This window comes from Moorena sp. SIO3I8 (assembly GCF_010692325.1).
In the GTDB taxonomy this organism is placed as follows: domain Bacteria; phylum Cyanobacteriota; class Cyanobacteriia; order Cyanobacteriales; family Coleofasciculaceae; genus Moorena.
The window spans coordinates 50468-68226 of sequence record NZ_JAAHHW010000006.1; the positions used below are offsets into that span (position 1 = coordinate 50468).

Annotated in this window: 9 protein-coding genes; 8 read left to right on the top strand and 1 reads right to left on the bottom strand. The window is 44.7% G+C overall.

What is annotated here, in order from left to right; genetic code table 11:
- Window positions 1-250: 250 nt before the first annotated feature.
- On the top strand, window positions 251-409 hold the full coding sequence (locus F6K51_RS04405) for a hypothetical protein (RefSeq protein WP_293018348.1): 159 nt from the start codon (window positions 251-253) through the stop codon (window positions 407-409).
- On the opposite strand, the gene urtA is transcribed toward F6K51_RS04405, so the two are convergent.
- Entirely contained in the window at window positions 385-4626 is a 4242-nt protein-coding gene (gene urtA, locus F6K51_RS04410) for an urea ABC transporter substrate-binding protein (protein ID WP_293018349.1), read from the bottom strand. The two genes, F6K51_RS04405 and urtA, sit on opposite strands and share 25 nt — an antisense overlap.
- Before the next feature lie 1068 nt (window positions 4627-5694).
- Between urtA and hemC the strand changes: the two genes are divergently transcribed.
- The 7 genes from hemC to F6K51_RS04445 all read left to right on the top strand — a co-directional run bounded on the left by hemC (window position 5695) and on the right by F6K51_RS04445 (window position 17743).
- On the top strand, window positions 5695-6663 hold the full coding sequence (gene hemC, locus F6K51_RS04415) for a hydroxymethylbilane synthase (protein ID WP_293018351.1): 969 nt from the start codon (window positions 5695-5697) through the stop codon (window positions 6661-6663).
- 325 nt (window positions 6664-6988) lie between these two features.
- Window positions 6989-8416, top strand: a complete 1428-nt coding sequence (gene glgA / locus F6K51_RS04420; RefSeq protein ID WP_293018352.1) for a glycogen synthase GlgA — start codon at window positions 6989-6991, stop codon at window positions 8414-8416.
- Between the two features lie 258 nt (window positions 8417-8674).
- A complete protein-coding gene (locus F6K51_RS04425) occupies window positions 8675-12805 on the top strand; it encodes a CHAT domain-containing protein (protein WP_293018353.1) in 4131 nt (1376 codons plus the stop codon).
- Window positions 12806-12983: 178 nt separating this feature from the next.
- A complete protein-coding gene (locus tag F6K51_RS04430; RefSeq protein WP_293018354.1) occupies window positions 12984-14273 on the top strand; it encodes a serine/threonine-protein kinase in 1290 nt (429 codons plus the stop codon).
- Between the two features lie 292 nt (window positions 14274-14565).
- Window positions 14566-14913 carry a DUF6825 family protein gene (locus tag F6K51_RS04435; RefSeq protein WP_293018355.1) on the top strand — a complete coding sequence of 116 codons (348 nt, stop codon included), beginning with the start codon at window positions 14566-14568 and terminating at the stop codon, window positions 14911-14913.
- Between the two features lie 160 nt (window positions 14914-15073).
- A complete protein-coding gene (locus tag F6K51_RS04440) occupies window positions 15074-16777 on the top strand; it encodes an AarF/ABC1/UbiB kinase family protein (protein ID WP_365939908.1) in 1704 nt (567 codons plus the stop codon).
- A gap of 222 nt (window positions 16778-16999) precedes the next feature.
- Window positions 17000-17743, top strand: coding sequence for a Stp1/IreP family PP2C-type Ser/Thr phosphatase (locus F6K51_RS04445; protein WP_293018357.1), 744 nt, complete (start codon window positions 17000-17002; stop codon window positions 17741-17743).
- The last annotated feature ends 16 nt before the right edge of the window (window positions 17744-17759 follow it).

Consider the following 17759-nt stretch of genomic DNA (forward strand, 5'->3'; position numbering starts at 1 on the left):
CACTTCGTTTTGAGATGTGGGATGAATTTTGCACAAACTCTTTCACAAAAAACCGGCACGATGTGTTATAGTGTATTTAGTGACAAGCAAAGCTGAAAATGCTGGCATGTTGGTGAAACGTTTTTACAAAAAATTAAAAAAAAATATATAGAGCAGAGGCCGATGGAAGATGAATCAGGTAATTGCTAGTTAACACTAAAGCTTTGATCCTCCCAAAGATCGGCAGGGGGTCAACCCTCAACCTTGGCCTTTGGCCACGCTTCGCGAACAACCTTGGCCTTTGGCCACGCTTCGCGAACAACCTTGGCCTTTGGCCACGCTTCGCGAACAACCCTCAACCCACCCTACTTCGGACGCCAAGAGCGAACAACCTTCCACAATCACTTACTTTCGCCCAGTCAGCCAATAGGTGATCATCTCTCCTTTGCCCTTCACATTAATAATTCCTCGCTCTTCAAACAAATACTTGTCTCTTAAACGCTCGTAAGTGTTAGCAGTAACTTGAATTCTCCCAGGTTCCCCTTGAGAGTCCATCCGAGATGCCACATTAACCGCATCCCCCCACAAATCATAAATAAACTTCTGGATACCGATCACCCCAGCTACCACAGGACCAGTGTTAATCCCGATGCGCAGGCGGAATGGTTCTCCATCATCCCGCTGGAAACGAGTAATTTCCTGTTGCAGATCCAATGCCATGTTTGCGATCGCTTCTGGATGGTCATCCCTAGGGTTAGGTAGACCACCAACAACCATATAGGCATCTCCAATGGTCTTAATTTTCTCTAATCCATGGTGCTGCGCTAGTTGGTCAAAGCTTGAGAAAATTTGATTAAGTAGATTAACCAATTCTGTGGGAGAAATGCGAGCAGAAAGCTTGGTAAACTCCACAATATCAGCAAACAGAATTGTTACTTCGTCAAAGCGATTCGCAATAGCTTTTGGCTCTTGTTTTAATCGTTGGGCGATGGAGTGAGGTAAAATATTCAACAACAAGTGTTCCGACTTTTCTTGTTCAGCTCTCAGCGCTGCTTCTGCCTGTTTGCCCTTGGTAATGTCGGCGACAGTGCCTTCGTAGTACAGTAGTTTCCCTTCAGCATCACGCACAACACGAGCATTCTGAGACGTCCAGATGATTTGGCCATCTTGTCGATAAACCCTAGCTTCAAAATCCGAGATAGCACCATGCTCCTCAACCGCAGCAATAAACTCAGCATAGCTGTTGGGGTTGACATAAAGTTGCTGTTTAATATCGGTCACTTTAGTAACTATTTCTTCTGGGCTAGAGTAGCCATACATCCGAGCTAAAGCTGGATTAACACTCAGGTACTGCCCATCCGGTGTAATCTGAAAAATCCCCTCAGCCACATTTTCAAAGATGCTACGATACTTCTCTTCAGCTTCCTGGAGTGCATCTAGAACCCGTTTGCGCTCGGTAATATTACGGGCGACCCAAATCACACAATTGTTTGGCAGGGGTGAGACACTCGCAGCAAACCACACCTGGGAATTATCACCTCTAAAGTGTGAAGTATGAAAGGGTTTTTCAGTTTGCCCCACTAGCTTTTGGCCATTGAATTCCGAAAATTTTTCATAATCGGATGAATTGTGATAATATTTGTTAGTGTGATGCCCTATATTCTTGGAATCGAAGTCCGAAAGTTTGTGGCCATTCAAGTCTGAGTTAGAACTAATTTCATCCTTAATACTTCCTACTTGATAATGTACTATAGGTAAACTGTATTCTATATTCAGGGTTTGTTTAGTATCTAAGACTTGCCGGATATGGGTGACAAAAAGTTCAGCTTGCTTGGGGGGAAAAACCTCGTAGACACTCTTACCAAGTAGTTCGGTCGTTGGACTATATAAAACCTCAGAATTGGTGGAGACTACTTTCATGTATCGTCCTTGAGCATCAAAAACAGTAATCACATCTGTCATCGCCCCAAACAGCACCCGCAACTCAGCTTCGGATTTACGTAGTGCTGCTTCGATGTGCTTGCGCTCTACAATCTCAATCCGTAGTTGATGATTGGCGTCCCGTAGTGCTGCTGTTCGTTCCTCCACTCGGGTTTCTAACACTTCATTGGCTTTTTGCAAGGCTTCCTGAGCTTGCTTACGCTCAGAGATGTCTTCTACAGTACCTTCGTAATACAGCAGATTGCCATCTTCATCTTTAATGGCACGGGCATTTTCGCAAATCCAAGTCAAACTGCCATCTTTGCGATAGACTTGGGACTCGAAATCCACTAAGGTAGGATTTTCTTCCAATAACTGGATGAATTGGGAGCGACGGTTCGGATCAACATAAAGTTGCTGCTCAATATTCGTGACAGTATTAATTAATACTTCTGGGGACTCATAACCATAGATGCGAGCTAAAGCTGGGTTGGCACTAAGGTAACCTCCTGACGGGGTGGTTTGGAAGATGCCTTCTACAGCATTTTCAAAGATATTGCGATATTTTGCTTCAGCTTGCCGACGCTCGCTAATATCAATCCCAATAGTGAAAGCAGCTGAGCCTTGATGGTACTTCTGGGCAACAATTACATAGTTTCGCTTTTCGTCATTGACGATAGCCGAGACTTCTCGGCAAGCATCTTGTTCTGGAGTGGCAAAAAACTCCTTGACAAAGTCATTAAACTCTGAGCTAGCCTGAAGAAAACCAATGTCTTGACCCACAAACCCCTCTGAGGGCAAGTTAAAGGTTTTGGCTAAATGGCGATTCACACCTAGGTATTGCAAATCCGAGCTAATCCAAGAAACAATCCCTGGTACTGCGCCTAAAACTGCCTGTAACTGATCTTTGGTCTTGCGCAGGTCCTCAAGGGCCTGCTGACGTTCGGTAATATCAATCCCAACGGTGAAAGCAGCTGAGCCTTGATGGTACTTCTGGGCAACAATTACATAGTTTCGCTTTTCGTCATTAACAATAGCCGAGACTTCTCGGCAAGCATCTTGTTCTGGAGTGGCAAAAAACTCCTTGACAAAGTCATTAAACTCTGAGCTAGCCTGAAGAAACCCAATGTCTTGACCCACAAACCCCTCTGAGGGCAAGTTAAATGTTTTGGCTAAATGGCGATTCACACCCAAGTAGCGCAAATCCGAACTAATCCAAGAGACAATCCCCGGTACCGCTTCCAACACGGCCTTTAACTGATCTTTAGCTGCCCTGAGTTCTTCTTGAGCTTGCTGACGCTCTCGCACCTCCGTAATTAGCTGAGCATTAGATGCTTTTAAGTCAGCTGTGCGTTGTTCAACCTTTAACTCCAGCTCATCGAACGCTTTCTGGAGTTTTGCTTCAATTCGTTGCCGCTCAACTATTTCATGTTTCAACTGTGCCGTTGCCATTTCTAATACTTGTGCATTGGTCTCGAAAGACCTAGCTTTTTCAATCCATTGAGCCACCTCAGCCAATAATTCAATCACCACATTTGTGCTATAGGGTTCGATCAATGGTGTGGCCCTAGCCGACCCATTGTATTGGTGAGTTTGTGTATCACAGGCACAGTTATAGGTTTCAACCCCTAACCAGGGTAGGGGTTTAATCGGACGTTCACTGGTAAACACAATTTCAAATTGTCCAGTAGGCAAAATCCGCCCAATCCGGCATTTTTTGGCAATATGGTGATTCGGTTCGATTTGGACTAATCCTCCCGGAGCATCAAATTTATGACCATAAGCTGCCACCCGTACCCGGTCTACTTCAAATGATTGAGCGGATTCCACGGCTTGTTTCCAAAGGTAAACCTGGGCGTAGGCGGCTTCAATGGGGTCACTAGTCACTCGGTTAGCTCCGTAACGACGCTGAAAATTCTGGACAAACCGTTGATTATTAGGAGTGTTCAGACTCTGGAAATAGCTCCAGCTGGCATAATGTCCCGCCGCTGTATCCCCTATCCTTTGGAGTTCCGCCTCAGCCACACTCACTGCCATAATCGGAATCTCATCAGCTCTAATTCCAGAGGATTTGTACTGGCGATAGAAGGCTACATTACTGTCACCATTGAGGGTGTTGAAGACCACATCTGGTTGAACCTGTTTAATTTTGGTGATCACCTCACCCATATCTTGAGTGCCTAGAGCCATGTAATCTTCCCCAACCACTGTCCCCCCCAGTTGTTTCAGTTGCGCTTTAATAATCTTGTTGGCAGTCAGGGGGAAAATATAGTCGCTACCGATCAGATAAAATCGCTTACCGTAATTTTTCACCAGCCAGTTCACCGCTGGCTCAATTTGTTGATTTGGACAAGACCCGGTATAAAAAATATTGGGGGAACATTCCAGACCCTCATATTGTAGGGGGTACCATAGCAGAGAATTTAACACCTCGAATACAGGCAAAACTGCCTTACGAGAAGCAGACGTCCAGCAGCCAAAGACTGTGGCTACCTGATCCTGTTGAATCAGTTTTCTGGCCTTGCTCTCAAATTCCGCTGAGTTCGATGCGCCATCCTCAACGATCGCTTCGATAGGTTGACCAAGAACTCCTCCGGTTTGGTTAATTTCTGCGATCGCCATCAGCTCAGCTTCCACCAGGGGGGCTTCGCTAATTGCCATAGTACCTCTTAAGGAATGCAATATACCAACTCGTATACAGGGGTTATCAGTCTTGAAACTTGGCATTGCTTAAATTCCTGCAATATTTATTTGCAAATCTTTAACTTTTAATCACCCATCAGCCTCTCACTCTGGGTTTATCTAGCAACCGCAGGCGACGTGACCTACTATTAAATAATCAATGTTAAATCAAGCGCGAATGTAGCGAGCACCCTGATTAAGTCAGGATAAAACCGTGTTAGGGGAGGAATTTTTGTGGGTGTCAAGGAAATATTTTCGGGTCAACCTATTAACTACCTACACAACCCATCGAAGATGACTTAGTTTCTGGGGCAGTTGTGGTTATAGAAGTCAAATTTAGAGAATCAATAGAAAAGTGGCAAAATTTAGGAAAAATTTCGAAATTTTAGTTTTAATTTCCATCTTTTATTCCCTCCCACCATTTACCTCTTCCCGATTAAGTCAATTACACTGCACCTCAACCAATTAGTACAACAATAATATAAATAACTTAAAATTTCCTGTGAACTTATATTTCAATATAACGACTATACAATTCTTTACAAATATCTGATGTCTCTTTGGATACTATCACTGAAAAAATTTTGTTTGGCGTTGCTGATAAAAGTGAACTCATCCCACCACTCAAGTAGATGAGATATAGAGTTATGAGATAAGCATTCAGCCAACAGAGGTCAGCGGTCAGCCGTGAGCTAAAGGCTCACGCTACTTGAGGTGCTTTGTGGCACAGGCTTTGGCCACGCGGGGCGCGTTTGGCCACGCTGTGCGAACGACGCGCTTGAGGTATAGCAGTCGCCAGGGCAGGCGCGGACATGACAAAAGTCTCAAACCTAAGTAAGCGCAAGAGTTTGACTTCTGACTTCTGACTTCTGACTTCTGACTTCTGCTATAACTCAGCATTATTCCAATGGTTACTTGTTTTATTCCAAAGCTGATAGCTGATACGCGACACGCTGATAGCTGATAGCTTACAGAAATGCTATATACTACACCTTAGTTTTTGACAAATGACAAATGACAACTAGCTAATGACAGAAACGGAAAGGGAAACGTCACCTTCTGCGGTAGTCTAGAACAAGTAAATTGATCTGCCTTGTAGAAATTGACAGCCCTATGACCTCTACCGTTACCAGTCCTGCCCGGACAATTCGCATCGGTTCTCGGAAAAGCCAACTTGCTCTGATTCAGACTTACTGGGTACAAGAGCAACTGAAAAAACATTTTCCAGACCGAGAGTTTGAAGTCCAGACCATGAGTACCCACGGAGATAAAATCCTGGATGTGGCTTTATCTAAGATTGGGGATAAAGGGTTATTCACTAAGGAACTGGAATTGGGAATGCTTAGGGATGAGATCGATTTTGCGGTGCATTCCCTCAAAGACTTGCCCACCAAATTGCCAGAAGGGTTGGTGTTAGGGTGCGTCACAGAACGGGAGAACCCCGCAGATGCTTTAGTAATGCACCAAAAGCACCAAGATAAACAGATAGAAACGTTGCCAGAAGGCTCGATAATTGGAACCTCCTCCCTCAGACGGCTGGCTCAGCTGCGCTACCATTTTCCCCATCTGAGTTTTAAAGATGTTAGAGGGAACCTAAACACCAGACTGGCCAAACTGGATGCTGGTGACTACGATGCACTAATTTTAGCAGTAGCTGGGCTACAACGACTGGACATGAGCGATCGCATTCACCAAATTTTACCACCAGAGATCTCACTCCATGCTGTGGGACAAGGGGCTTTGGGAATTGAATGCCGCTTCGATGATCAAGAAGTCTTAGAACTGCTTAATGCGATCGCACATCCCCCCACTGCTCAACGCTGTTACGCGGAACGGTCATTATTAAGAGCGCTCGAAGGTGGCTGTCAAGTTCCCATCGGTGTAGACACTCAGTTGGAAGGCAATACCCTAACCCTAACAGCTATAGTGGCTAGTGTGGATGGGCAAAGACTTGTCAAAGATACCATTCAAGGGGAGCAGAGTCAAGCAGAAAATCTGGGACTCGAACTTGCCGAACAGCTCAAACAACAGGGAGCACAAGAGATTTTGGATGAAATTTTGGCTCAAATCGAGCGGGAATAGGAATATAGCTGAAAATTCAATCCAATTCCTGTCCGAAACGCTATAGATTTTATAATTTTCGCAAAGCCGCTTTTAGTGTAGGAAAAGGCTAAGGAAAAGGTTTTTTAAGCCATAGCCTTTTTCTTTTACCGTAGAATTTTTCAGAAGGCTAGAGTAAGCTAGGATAGCCGGAAAGCTGAAGGTTCTTCGATCAAGTCAACAGAGGAGTTAAAGGTCAATTCCTGAAAAGTTCTGCTCCATGTTTCAGGCTTGATCAAATGCACTTCATCCTTCAAGCTTGCAGCTATTTCCTAGGCACTAACAACAAATAATTGACAACTAACAGATGAAGATTCTATTCGTTGCGGCGGAAGCAGCTCCCATCGCGAAAATTGGCGGTATGGGGGATGTAGTGGGATCATTACCCAAAACCTTGAGGCAATTGGGACCCGATGTCCGAATTTTCATGCCTTACTACGGCTTTTTGCCCGATAAAATGGAGATTCCAGAGGAACCAGTGTGGTCCGGTGATGCTATGTTTCAACACTTCAATGTGTTTGAAACCCTACTACCCAAGACTGATGTCCCCTTATATTTATTTGGTCATGCTGCCTTTGCTGGTCGCCAAATCTATTCTGGAGATGATGAAGACTGGCGATTCACCCTATTTGCCAATGGTGCAGCTGAGTTTGCTTGGAACTACTGGAAGCCTGATGTTATTCACTGCCATGATTGGCACACGGGCATGATTCCGGTTTGGATGCACCAATCATCAGATATCAGCACAGTTTTCACAATTCACAACCTGGCTTATCAAGGCCCCCAGCGCTGGCGCTTAGAAGAAATTACTTGGTGTCCCTGGTATATGCAAGGTCATATTACTATGGCAGCAGCTGTACAGTACGCTAACCGGGTAAATACTGTTTCTCCCACCTACGCTCAACAAATCCAAACTGCTGAATACGGTGAATCCTTAGAAGGTTTGCTGTCATTTATCAGTGGTAAAACTGTTGGAATTGTCAATGGTATTGATACAGAAAGTTACAATCCCGAAACCGATAACTACATTCCTCACAACTTCACCGCAGATACTCTCGACATCCGCAGCAAAAACAAAGTAGCCCTCCAGAAAGAAGTCGGCTTAGCCATCAACCCGGATACCTGTGTGATCAGTATGGTTTCCCGCTTAGTGGAACAGAAAGGGATTGACCTGCTCGTGCAAGTTTTACAGGGTTTCCTAGCTTACACCGATTGTCAATTTTTAGTCCTAGGTACGGGAGAGCGCTACTATGAAACCCAACTGTGGGAAATCGCATCCCGCTATCCAGGACGAATGTCTGCTCAAATCCTCTATAACGATCCTCTAGCTCGACGCATCTATGCTGGTAGTGATCTATTCTTAATGCCTTCCCGCTTTGAACCCTGTGGGATTAGCCAAATGCTGGCTATGCGTTACGGCTGTATCCCCATAGTACGACGTACTGGGGGTTTGGTGGATACCGTTTCCCACCATGATCCGATCAAGCAAACTGGCACCGGTTACTGCTTTGACCGCTATGAACCGTTAGATTTTTATACTTGTATGGTTCGGGCTTGGGAAGGTTTCCGCTACCAGAAAGAATGGCGGAGTTTGCAGCAACGAGCTATGAGCCAAGACTTTAGTTGGGAGAAGTCAGCCAGGGAATATATCAATATGTACCAATATCTGGTAGGATTCCCGGCAGAAGTACCTCAACATGTACCACAAGACAACCATTTAGTTGTTGCCAGCTAGACAGAACATTCCATAAGTTACACCTATTCTGTTACTGTGAACAGTGATCACTAAGGATGGCTAATTTGGTAGTGATCAACAAGTAGTGATTTGGCTACAGTCTGGTCAAAGTAACAGGAGCTAAAATCACTACTTGTGTACCACTACCGCTAATTTAATATGGCTAATTTAGTTTTAAATTAGTAAAATTACCATGGCCTTCCCTTAGTGGATTGGTGCTACAGCTGTTTCAAATTAGGTGCATGACTACTAGACTGCATGACTACTAGACAGAGAACCTTAGGGGGGGTTGCTATGAAGATTATGGGGAAACCGGTATTAAAACCCAAGCGCAGCAATTATTCTAAGTACCAAGGACGGTGGATCCGCCTAGAGGGCAAGATTTTGCCTCCTCAAGGCTCTAACCGAACAATCTCTCCTTCATTCCTCAACCGCAAATCTCTAGCTCAAGTCATGCCCTGGGGGGTAGCCATGTTGCTCTCCCCAACTGGGCTACCAGCAATAGCACAAATCACCTCAGCAGAAGACAGTGCAGGGACAATTGTAACTCCTAATGGTCAAAGCTTCGATATTACTGGTGGTAGCCTCTCTAGTGGCGATAAACCGAATCTGTTCCACAGTTTTGAGGAATTTGGACTCGATTCCGGTCAGATTGCCAATTTTATCTCTAATAATCCCCAGGTTAGGAATATTTTGGGACGAGTCGTAGGCGGTGATCCCTCAATTATTAATGGTCTAATTAAAATCACAAGCGGTGGCAGCCCTAACTTATACTTAATGAACCCAGCAGGAATTATTTTTGGGGCTGGTGCTCGAATAAATGTCCCTGCTTCCTTTACAGCAACCACAGCGACTGGGATTGGCTTTGAGGACGGGAATTGGTTTGATGCCTTTGGTGACAAGAATAATTACCAGAACTTAATTGGTGACCCCACTAGCTTTGCCTTTGATTTAGCCCAACAAAGAAGTATCATTAACGCTGGTGAGCTGGAAGTGCCAGACAATAGCACTATCGCCTTGATCGGGGGTAGTGTGATTAACACTGGGCAAGTGAAGGCACCGGGAGGCAATATTACTATCGCTGCTGTACCAGGGAAAAGTTTGGTTAAGATTTCTCAATCTGGAAATTTGTTGAATCTAGAGATTGACCCCCCTCGTACACCAAATGGGCAACCGTCGTTAATTACCGCACTAGATATACCAGAGCTACTCACAGGACAAGCCCAAGGCATTGAGACGGGACTCAGTGCCAATTCCAATGGAACCGTGCAGCTGACGGATTCTGGCACCACAGTTCCCACTGAGACAGGAACAACCATTGTCTCCGGTACCCTAGATGTTTCCAACCAAGAACTTGGGCGACGTAGTGTAACAGTATTAGGCGATCGCATTGCTGTAATTGATGCCACCATTGACTCTTCTGGCAGTAATGGTGGCCAGGTGTGGATTGGGAAGCACCCCCAAGACAATCCAGACAATGTAAGACTAAATGCCAATCGCACCTTTGTCAGCCGTGATTCCGTGATTAACGTTGATGGAAAAAATTCAAATCAAAACGGAGGTCGAGTTACTGTCTGGTCAGAGGAAACTACAGCATTCTACGGGGAGATTACTGCCGGTGGCGCTAAAGAGCCAACTCCACAGGCCGGAAGTGATAGAACATCAGATGGTGGGACAGTTGAGATATCTAGCCAACAGACTTTAATCTTTGATGGCAAAGTTGATGTCAGGGCCCCTCTTGGTAAAAACGGCACGATTAGATTTAACGACCGTAACATTACTATTGTACCTGGGACAGAAGGTGATGGTCAGCAGCTAGGGGATAATCCCGTTGGTTTTGATCTGATGGAAATTTTGTCGGGGGATGGGGGGACATCTGGCTTTACCCTTGGCGCGAATGCCCTAGAACAAGTTTTGGGCAACATTGTTCTGAACGCTAGTAATGATATTACCGCCCCTAACGTGTCTCTGAACTTTTCTGGAGATATCACCATTGATGGCGTTAATGTCACTCTAGGTGATATCAAGACAAATGGGGGAGCGATTACAATCACAGCCTCTGAGAATCTGAGCACCCAAGAGCTTAACTCATCTGATCCCTTAACAACAGTTGGCAAGGGAGGGGATGTTACCCTAAATGGCGATAATATTCAGGTTAGCTGGATCAATGCCCAAGGTGGTATTGATGGGAAAGGCGGCAATGTGGAAATTACCACAGAAGGTTTTTTTAGAGCCACTGGGACGTTTGACACCTTAATCGAGGGCAAAGAAACAGCAGTCAGCATTGCTACAGTTGGGGGAGATGGTGGAGGAAAAATCACCATCAGTCATGGGGGAAACGGGCAAACCCCCTTTGAGGTGGGAAATAGTATTACTAATGGTACAGAGGGAGCTATTTCTACAGGTGATTCTACCATTCTTCCACCAGAATCCTTTTTGACTTCAACGAGCTCAGATTCAGGTGATATAGAAATTAATACTGGGGAGCCATCTTCAAATGCGACTAGCGCAGGTCAAGCAATGGCTACCAATTTGTTGGGGAATTCTTCGACTAGCGCAGGTCAAGCAATGGCTGAAGATGTGATTTCAAATTCGACTAGCGCAGGTCAAGCAATGGCTGAAGATGTGATTTCAAATTCGACTAGCCAAGGTCAAGCAATGGCTGAAGATGTGATTTCAAATTCGACTAGCCAAGGTCAAGCAATGGCTACCAATCCCTATTCAAATCCGGCTAATATATTCCCCAGTCGCCCTCAACTATATCAGTATTCCCTTGAATTCTTACCAATTCTTACTCAACCAAAGCCTCAGGCAATTGCTCCCAAAACAGAATACACTCAAATAAACCATAAAAATACTAAATTAGAACCTAATTATAATCTTAAAAACCTTGAGTTTGTTAATTTTACACCTAAATCGAATTTAATCAACATTTATTACAATCAACCAGCACCACAGACTATAGCAGAGATTACTAATACTAATAGTACTAATATTAGTCAATCACTGGCACAATCAGTCCCACAGCAAGTTACCAGTAAATCCTCTAAATCTACCCTAGAAGCTGAAGCTGATGTTAAACAACTTGAGGGAGGCTTTACCTATGCCTTTGAAAAACATCTAGGCATTAGCAACACTCCCATAGTCACCCTGGAAGAAGCCCAAGCCCACCTGCGCCAGATTGAAAATATTACTGGACTCAAACCAGCCCTAATTTACCTCTTCTTTAAACCAGAATTTAAACCGGAAACTACTAAGGGCAATCTAGTCAATTCTAAAGGATTGACGTCAACCAAACCGGAACGAGAGAGAACGGAAAATCGGCAAAAGACTAGGTCACACTGGCAAGAAAATCTCGATACACAGCTGGAATTACTAGTCGTTACGGCTTCGGGAGCAGTAATTCGAAAACAGGTGCAGGGAGCAACGCGATCGCAAGTTCTCTCTGTTGCTCGGGAATTCCACAGGAGTATCACCAATCTCGAAAGCGCAAATGTCTACCTACCCTTGGCTCAGCAGTTGTATCGTTGGTTGATTGATCCAGTAGAGCAGGAGCTAAAAGCCCAAAAAATAAATAATCTTGCCTTTATCATGGACGTTGGTTTGCGCTCCTTACCCATGGCAGCACTTCATGATGGCACTGGGTTTCTTGTAGAACGATATAGCCTTGGTTTGATGCCAACTCTATCATTAACCAACATGAACTATGTAGACATTAGGAAATTTCAAGTCTTGGCGATGGGAGCATCCCAGTTTAAGAACAAAAACCCATTACCAGCAGTTCCTGTAGAGTTATCGATGGTTACAGAACAACTGTGGTCAGGAAAGGCATTACTTAACGAAGCGTTCACCGTAGCAAATTTGATAAAAGCTCGTGCCTCACAACCCTTTGGTATCGTTCATTTGGCTACCCATAGTGAATTTTTAGCCGGTAAGCCAAGTAATTCCTACATCCAGCTGTGGGATACCAAGCTGCAACTTAACCAGTTGCCTAAACTAGGCTTAAGTAAGCCTAAGGTGGAGTTGTTGGTCTTAAGTGCCTGTCGTACTGCCTTAGGAGACGAGCAAGCCGAATTAGGATTTGCCGGTCTAGCAGTGCTAGCGGGGGTCAAGTCCGCATTGGGAAGTCTCTGGTATGTCAGCGATGAGGGTACCCTGGGGCTAATGACAACGTTTTACGAAAAATTACAGCAACTCCCAGTCAAAGCCGAGGCTATACGGAAAGCTCAGTTAAATTTGCTCAGGGGCACAGTACGTCTCGAGAGAGGGCAGTTGGTAACGGATCAGGGCAGTTTTCCTTTACCGCCAGCGTTAGCTAAGTTGCCAGATGTGGAGTTACGACATCCCTACTATTGGAGCGCTTTTACCCTAATTGGTAACCCTTGGTAATGTTTGATCCTGATTAACAACTCCTGCTACAGAATAGTTAAGCTGAATAATTTGACTGATAGTTATCCTGGTTTTTCCTTGATCCTTGATTGTCAACAAGTGAGAAACGAAACCTAGGTGGTGTCAACCATTCTGCACCACTTAAGGTTAGCATAGGTGGGAGTTGAACTGAAGTTTCATGGACTTAAAGGCAGGCACAGTCTTGCATAACGGCAAATATGTTCTTCATAGCCAGCTAGGCAAAGGTGTCTTTAGCATCACCTACCTAGCCATCAACGCTGAGTCTGGTCAAACCGTCGTGATCAAAACCCTCAGCGACAATCTGTGCCACCATCCCCATGGTGACCAGTTCAAGCGGCAATTTCTTGCCCTTGGTAGGCTCTTGAGCGGCTGTCAGCATCAGCATTTAGTCAGGGTAATCGAATCCTTTGAAGCTGACGGACGACCTTACCTAGTCATGGAATATATTCCGGGGCAGAGGTTAGCTGAACTCATCCAAGCCAATTTGGTTCCAGAAGCTCAAGCTATTGCATACATTCGTCAAATTGGCGATGCCCTTAGTATCTTACATCAAAAGGGTTTGCTGCATCTAGATGTTAGACCAGAAAATATCATTCTGCGTCAAGATACCGATACACTAGTGCTATGTGAGTTTGGTATTACTAGTCAACTCACCCTAGGAGTCAGGCAAACCCACGCCAGTTTAATTGCTGCTGGGTATAGCGCCCCGGAACAGTACATTTCTAAAGGGCAACTTTCCCAGGCAACCGATGTCTATTCCTTAACCGCAACCTTTTACTGCTTGCTTACTGGAAACCCACCCCTACCTGCACCAGTCAGGGAAGTATTGCATGCCCAGGAAGGTTTCTATATTCTTTTCCTGCCGGACTTACCACCATGTCCACAAAACCTAACTCCAGTAGTTAAACAAGCAGTCTGGCGTGGCTTGCACATGGTCACCAATCAACGTCCTAAAACTGTAGAAGCTTGGTTATCGCTGCTGCCAACTCAGGAGAAAGTTGATCAAAGCAGTTCTCAGTTGAAAGTGCTGAGTCCTCAGCAAAAGTCATTAATTGCCCCAAAACTGAGCACTCAGACCTCAAAACTGAGCATTCAGACCTCAAAACTGAGCATTCAGACTTCAAAACTGAGCACTCAGACTTCAAAACTGAGCACTCAGACTTCAAAACTGAGCACTCAGACTTCAAAACTGAGCACTCAGACCTTAGCTGTTCTCAAAACTGTCCACGCCAAGCTCAAAACTCAAACCTCAAAACTCAAAACTACCAAAGCTGGATTCCCACTGAAAGCCCTACTGATGACCGGTGCGCTTGCCGCCTCAGCCGGATTAGGATTTGGTTTCGCACTGCGAATGAACTCTCAAAAAGAACCTGGTTCTACCATCTTCCACACCGATCAATCCTTCCCTCCTCGCAGCAATTGGCCTTTGTCAGAACCCCAACTGTGAAACACCTTCAACCTCATCAAGGTGGTTTATTCATATTCATACTTGTACAGGACTTACAGCACACTGGCCACCAAACGCCCTTAATAATTAGTAGGGCTACGAAGGAAAAGTTACTGCCTAAGTCCTGTGAGATTTAAATACATAAGATGATATAATGATTGATTTTTAAATCATAACGACATGGGAGATTGGACAAACTGAGGATATACGAGGCAAGTAACTAGATTTTAATTCACTCATAATCCTGGGCAAGTACGTTATAATTTGTTACGTAAGCTAAAGAAACTTATCAATGAGTAACTCTGTAATTCATGCCTTTTTTCTGGGTAGGGCTGCAGCTCAAGCCATTAATCGGCAGCTTGAGGATGCTCTAACCAATGCCCTGAGTGAGTTAGGCAAGTTTGACGCTGAGCAGCGTGAGCGACTGCGGCAGTTTACCGAGCAGGTAATAGAAAGTGCCAATCGCGAAGCCGGAGCAGAAGCTGATTCTACTATTAGTAGTAAAACAGCTAGTAAAACAGCTAGTAACACAGGGAAAACAGGATCGAAGCCAGCTGATCTGCAAGCCATGATTGATGAGCTGCGAGCAGAAATTGCCAGCTTGCGTACTGAATTAAAAAACTATGGCAAGCAATCTTGATAAGATTTATCGTTACTACCCTAGATTATCTACAGAAGTGAGTAGTTTCGACATAATTTTTAATAACCTGCTATTTTTTTGATAAAAACCTTACAGAGAAATCCGAGTGTCTGCTCTTTCTCAAAACTCTATTAACCTTACAATAAATCAGGAACGCAATGTGTCTAGCCAAAGTTCTATAGGTAAGCAATACAGCGAAAAAGCTTATCGGTGGAATCAAGAAAATTACTCCCGTCAAAGGCGTTTTATTGATATTTGGCGTTTTGTTTTAACCCTCATCACTGGGTTGTGGCTTGATGGTAAACCTTGGAGTTATCGGGGAGGATATACAGATCAAAAACACGCATATAGACGCAAAACACAAGCTATCTGGATTCGAGATACATTCTTAGATCTCGGACCAACGTTTATCAAAGTTGGACAGTTATTCTCTACCCGTGCCGATTTATTCCCCAGTGAGTATGTAGAAGAACTGAGCAAACTACAAGACCGGGTTCCTGCCTTTAGTTACGAGCAAGTTGAGCAGATCATCCAGGAAGATTTAGGCAAGCCCATCAAGGAACTGTTCAGTGCTTTTGACCCAATTCCTCTGGCGGCGGCTAGCTTAGGGCAAGTTCACAAAGCTCAACTTCGCAGTGGTGAAGAGGTAGCGATTAAGGTCCAAAGACCAGGCTTAAAAAAACTGTTTACCATTGATTTAAAAATTCTCAAGGGGATCGCCTATTACTTTCAAAACCATCCAGACTGGGGGCGTGGTCGGGACTGGAGCGGGATTTATGAAGAGTGCTGTCGGATTCTTTGGCAAGAAATTGATTATCTTAATGAAGGTCGAAACGCAGATACGTTTCGCCGCAACTTCCGTAACTATGACTGGGTGAAGGTACCCCGTATCTACTGGCGCTATACCTCATCACGAGTTTTGACCCTAGAATTTTTACCAGGGATTAAGATTAGTAGTTACGAAGCTCTAGAAGCAGCTGGTCTAGACCGCAAATTAATCGCTCGTCTGGGAGCAGAAGCTTACCTACAGCAGTTGCTAAATGATGGCTTCTTCCATGCTGACCCCCATCCAGGAAATATTGCGGTTAGTCATCAGGGTTCCCTGATCTTTTACGACTTTGGCATGATGGGGCAGATTAAGGCCAATGTGCGCGAGCAACTTATGGAAACCCTGTTTGGCATTGCCCAAAAAGACGGCGACCGAGTGGTGACTTCCCTAATTGAATTGGGTGCGCTCTCACCAGTGAGTGATATGGGACCGGTAAGGCGCTCAGTTCAGTACATGCTGGATAATTTCATGGATAAGCCCTTTGAGGAGCAATCGGTCAGTAACATCAGCGATGACCTCTACGAAATTGCCTATGGCCAGCCTTTTCGATTCCCAGCAACGTTCACATTTGTGATGCGAGCCTTTTCTACACTGGAAGGAGTGGGTAAAGGCTTAGACCCTGAATTTAATTTTATGGAAGTTGCAAAACCCTTCGCACTAGAGATTATGACCAACGGCAACACTCCCGACAACAATAGCTTTATTAATGAACTGGGACGCCAAGCCGCACAGATGAGTAGTACAGCATTAGGTTTGCCCCAGCGCATTGAAAGTACTATTGAAAAATTAGAAAGAGGAGACCTGCGCATTCGAGTGCGCTCTATTGAATCAGACCGGGTTTTACGACGGCTGAGTGGTATTCAGTTGGGAACCAACTATACTTTATTAATCAGTGCGTTCACCCTTTCGGCTACCATTTTATTTGTAAATGGTAATGTCCTACTAGCTTTGGTAGTCGTTTTGGTGGCAGCTATGTTAGGATTTGCCTTAATTAGGTTGCTCCGACGGCTTGACCGGTTTGATCGCATGTTTTAGTTGTTGTAAAGTCGTAATAGCTCCTTATCCCACGATCTATCCACCGTAGTAGCAAGTACTAGGAGGGTAAATCGTTGGATGTTTCGGCATTTATCCGGACATTGTTGGACATTTCCTTAATTCAACTGAATCAGGTCGATAATAATCATGTTTCTATCCATCAAAATCAAACTGAAGCTCACAGACGAGCAGAAAGCATCAAGCCAGTAAACAACCGATGTGATGAAAAGTTGCTTCGCCGGTATTACAGATCCGGGCTTACTACGTACAGTTAACCAAGATGACTACTACATAGACCCGGACGGTCGCTTCTTTATTGTTGCCGACGGCATGGGTGGTCATGCCGGTGGACAAGAGGCAAGTAAAATCGCCACTGAGGCGATTAAGACTTATTTGAATAAAGATTGGAACTCTCAAACTCCTTCTGATGAGTTACTAGAACAAGCGATCTATCAAGCCAATCAGGCTATCCTCAACGATCAGCAAACTCATCCAGAACGGTCAGATATGGGAACCACTGCCGTAGTGGTGATGTTCCGTCAAGACCAGTGTTGGTTTTCTCATGTAGGAGATTCTCGCCTCTATCGGTTCCGAAATTCTAAGTTAGAGAAGATTACAGAAGACCACACCTGGGTAGCCAGAGCCGTTAAGTTGGGAGAACTAACAGCTAAACAGGCTCGGATGCATCCCTGGCGTCATGTTCTGTCTCAATGTCTAGGCAGAAAGGACTTACCTAAAGTCAATGTCTATCGGATAGAAGTTAAATTATGCGATCGCCTTTTGCTTTGTAGCGATGGACTCACCGAAGAACTTTCCGATGAATTGATTGCTTCCTCTCTCCAAGATAGTTCAAGTATTGAGCAGGCTCTGGATATCCTTGTTGAAGCAGCTAAAGAAGAAGGCGGTAGGGATAACATTACTGTGGTTATTGTAGAGATTGGGGAAAGGATGAATGGTGTTGGGTGAAAAGTGTTGGGTGAAG

Bases quoted from the DNA above. Each gene is read 5' to 3' on its own strand.
- urtA (WP_293018349.1), bottom strand. From the start codon at position 4,626: ATGCCAAGTTTCAAGACTGATAACCCCTGTATACGAGTTGGTATATTG.
- hemC (WP_293018351.1), top strand. From the start codon at position 5,695: ATGACCTCTACCGTTACCAGTCCTGCCCGGACAATTCGCATCGGTTCT.
- glgA (WP_293018352.1), top strand. From the start codon at position 6,989: ATGAAGATTCTATTCGTTGCGGCGGAAGCAGCTCCCATCGCGAAAATT.
- F6K51_RS04425 (WP_293018353.1), top strand. From the start codon at position 8,675: ATGACTACTAGACAGAGAACCTTAGGGGGGGTTGCTATGAAGATTATG.
- F6K51_RS04430 (WP_293018354.1), top strand. From the start codon at position 12,984: ATGGACTTAAAGGCAGGCACAGTCTTGCATAACGGCAAATATGTTCTT.
- F6K51_RS04435 (WP_293018355.1), top strand. From the start codon at position 14,566: ATGAGTAACTCTGTAATTCATGCCTTTTTTCTGGGTAGGGCTGCAGCT.
- F6K51_RS04445 (WP_293018357.1), top strand. From the start codon at position 17,000: ATGAAAAGTTGCTTCGCCGGTATTACAGATCCGGGCTTACTACGTACA.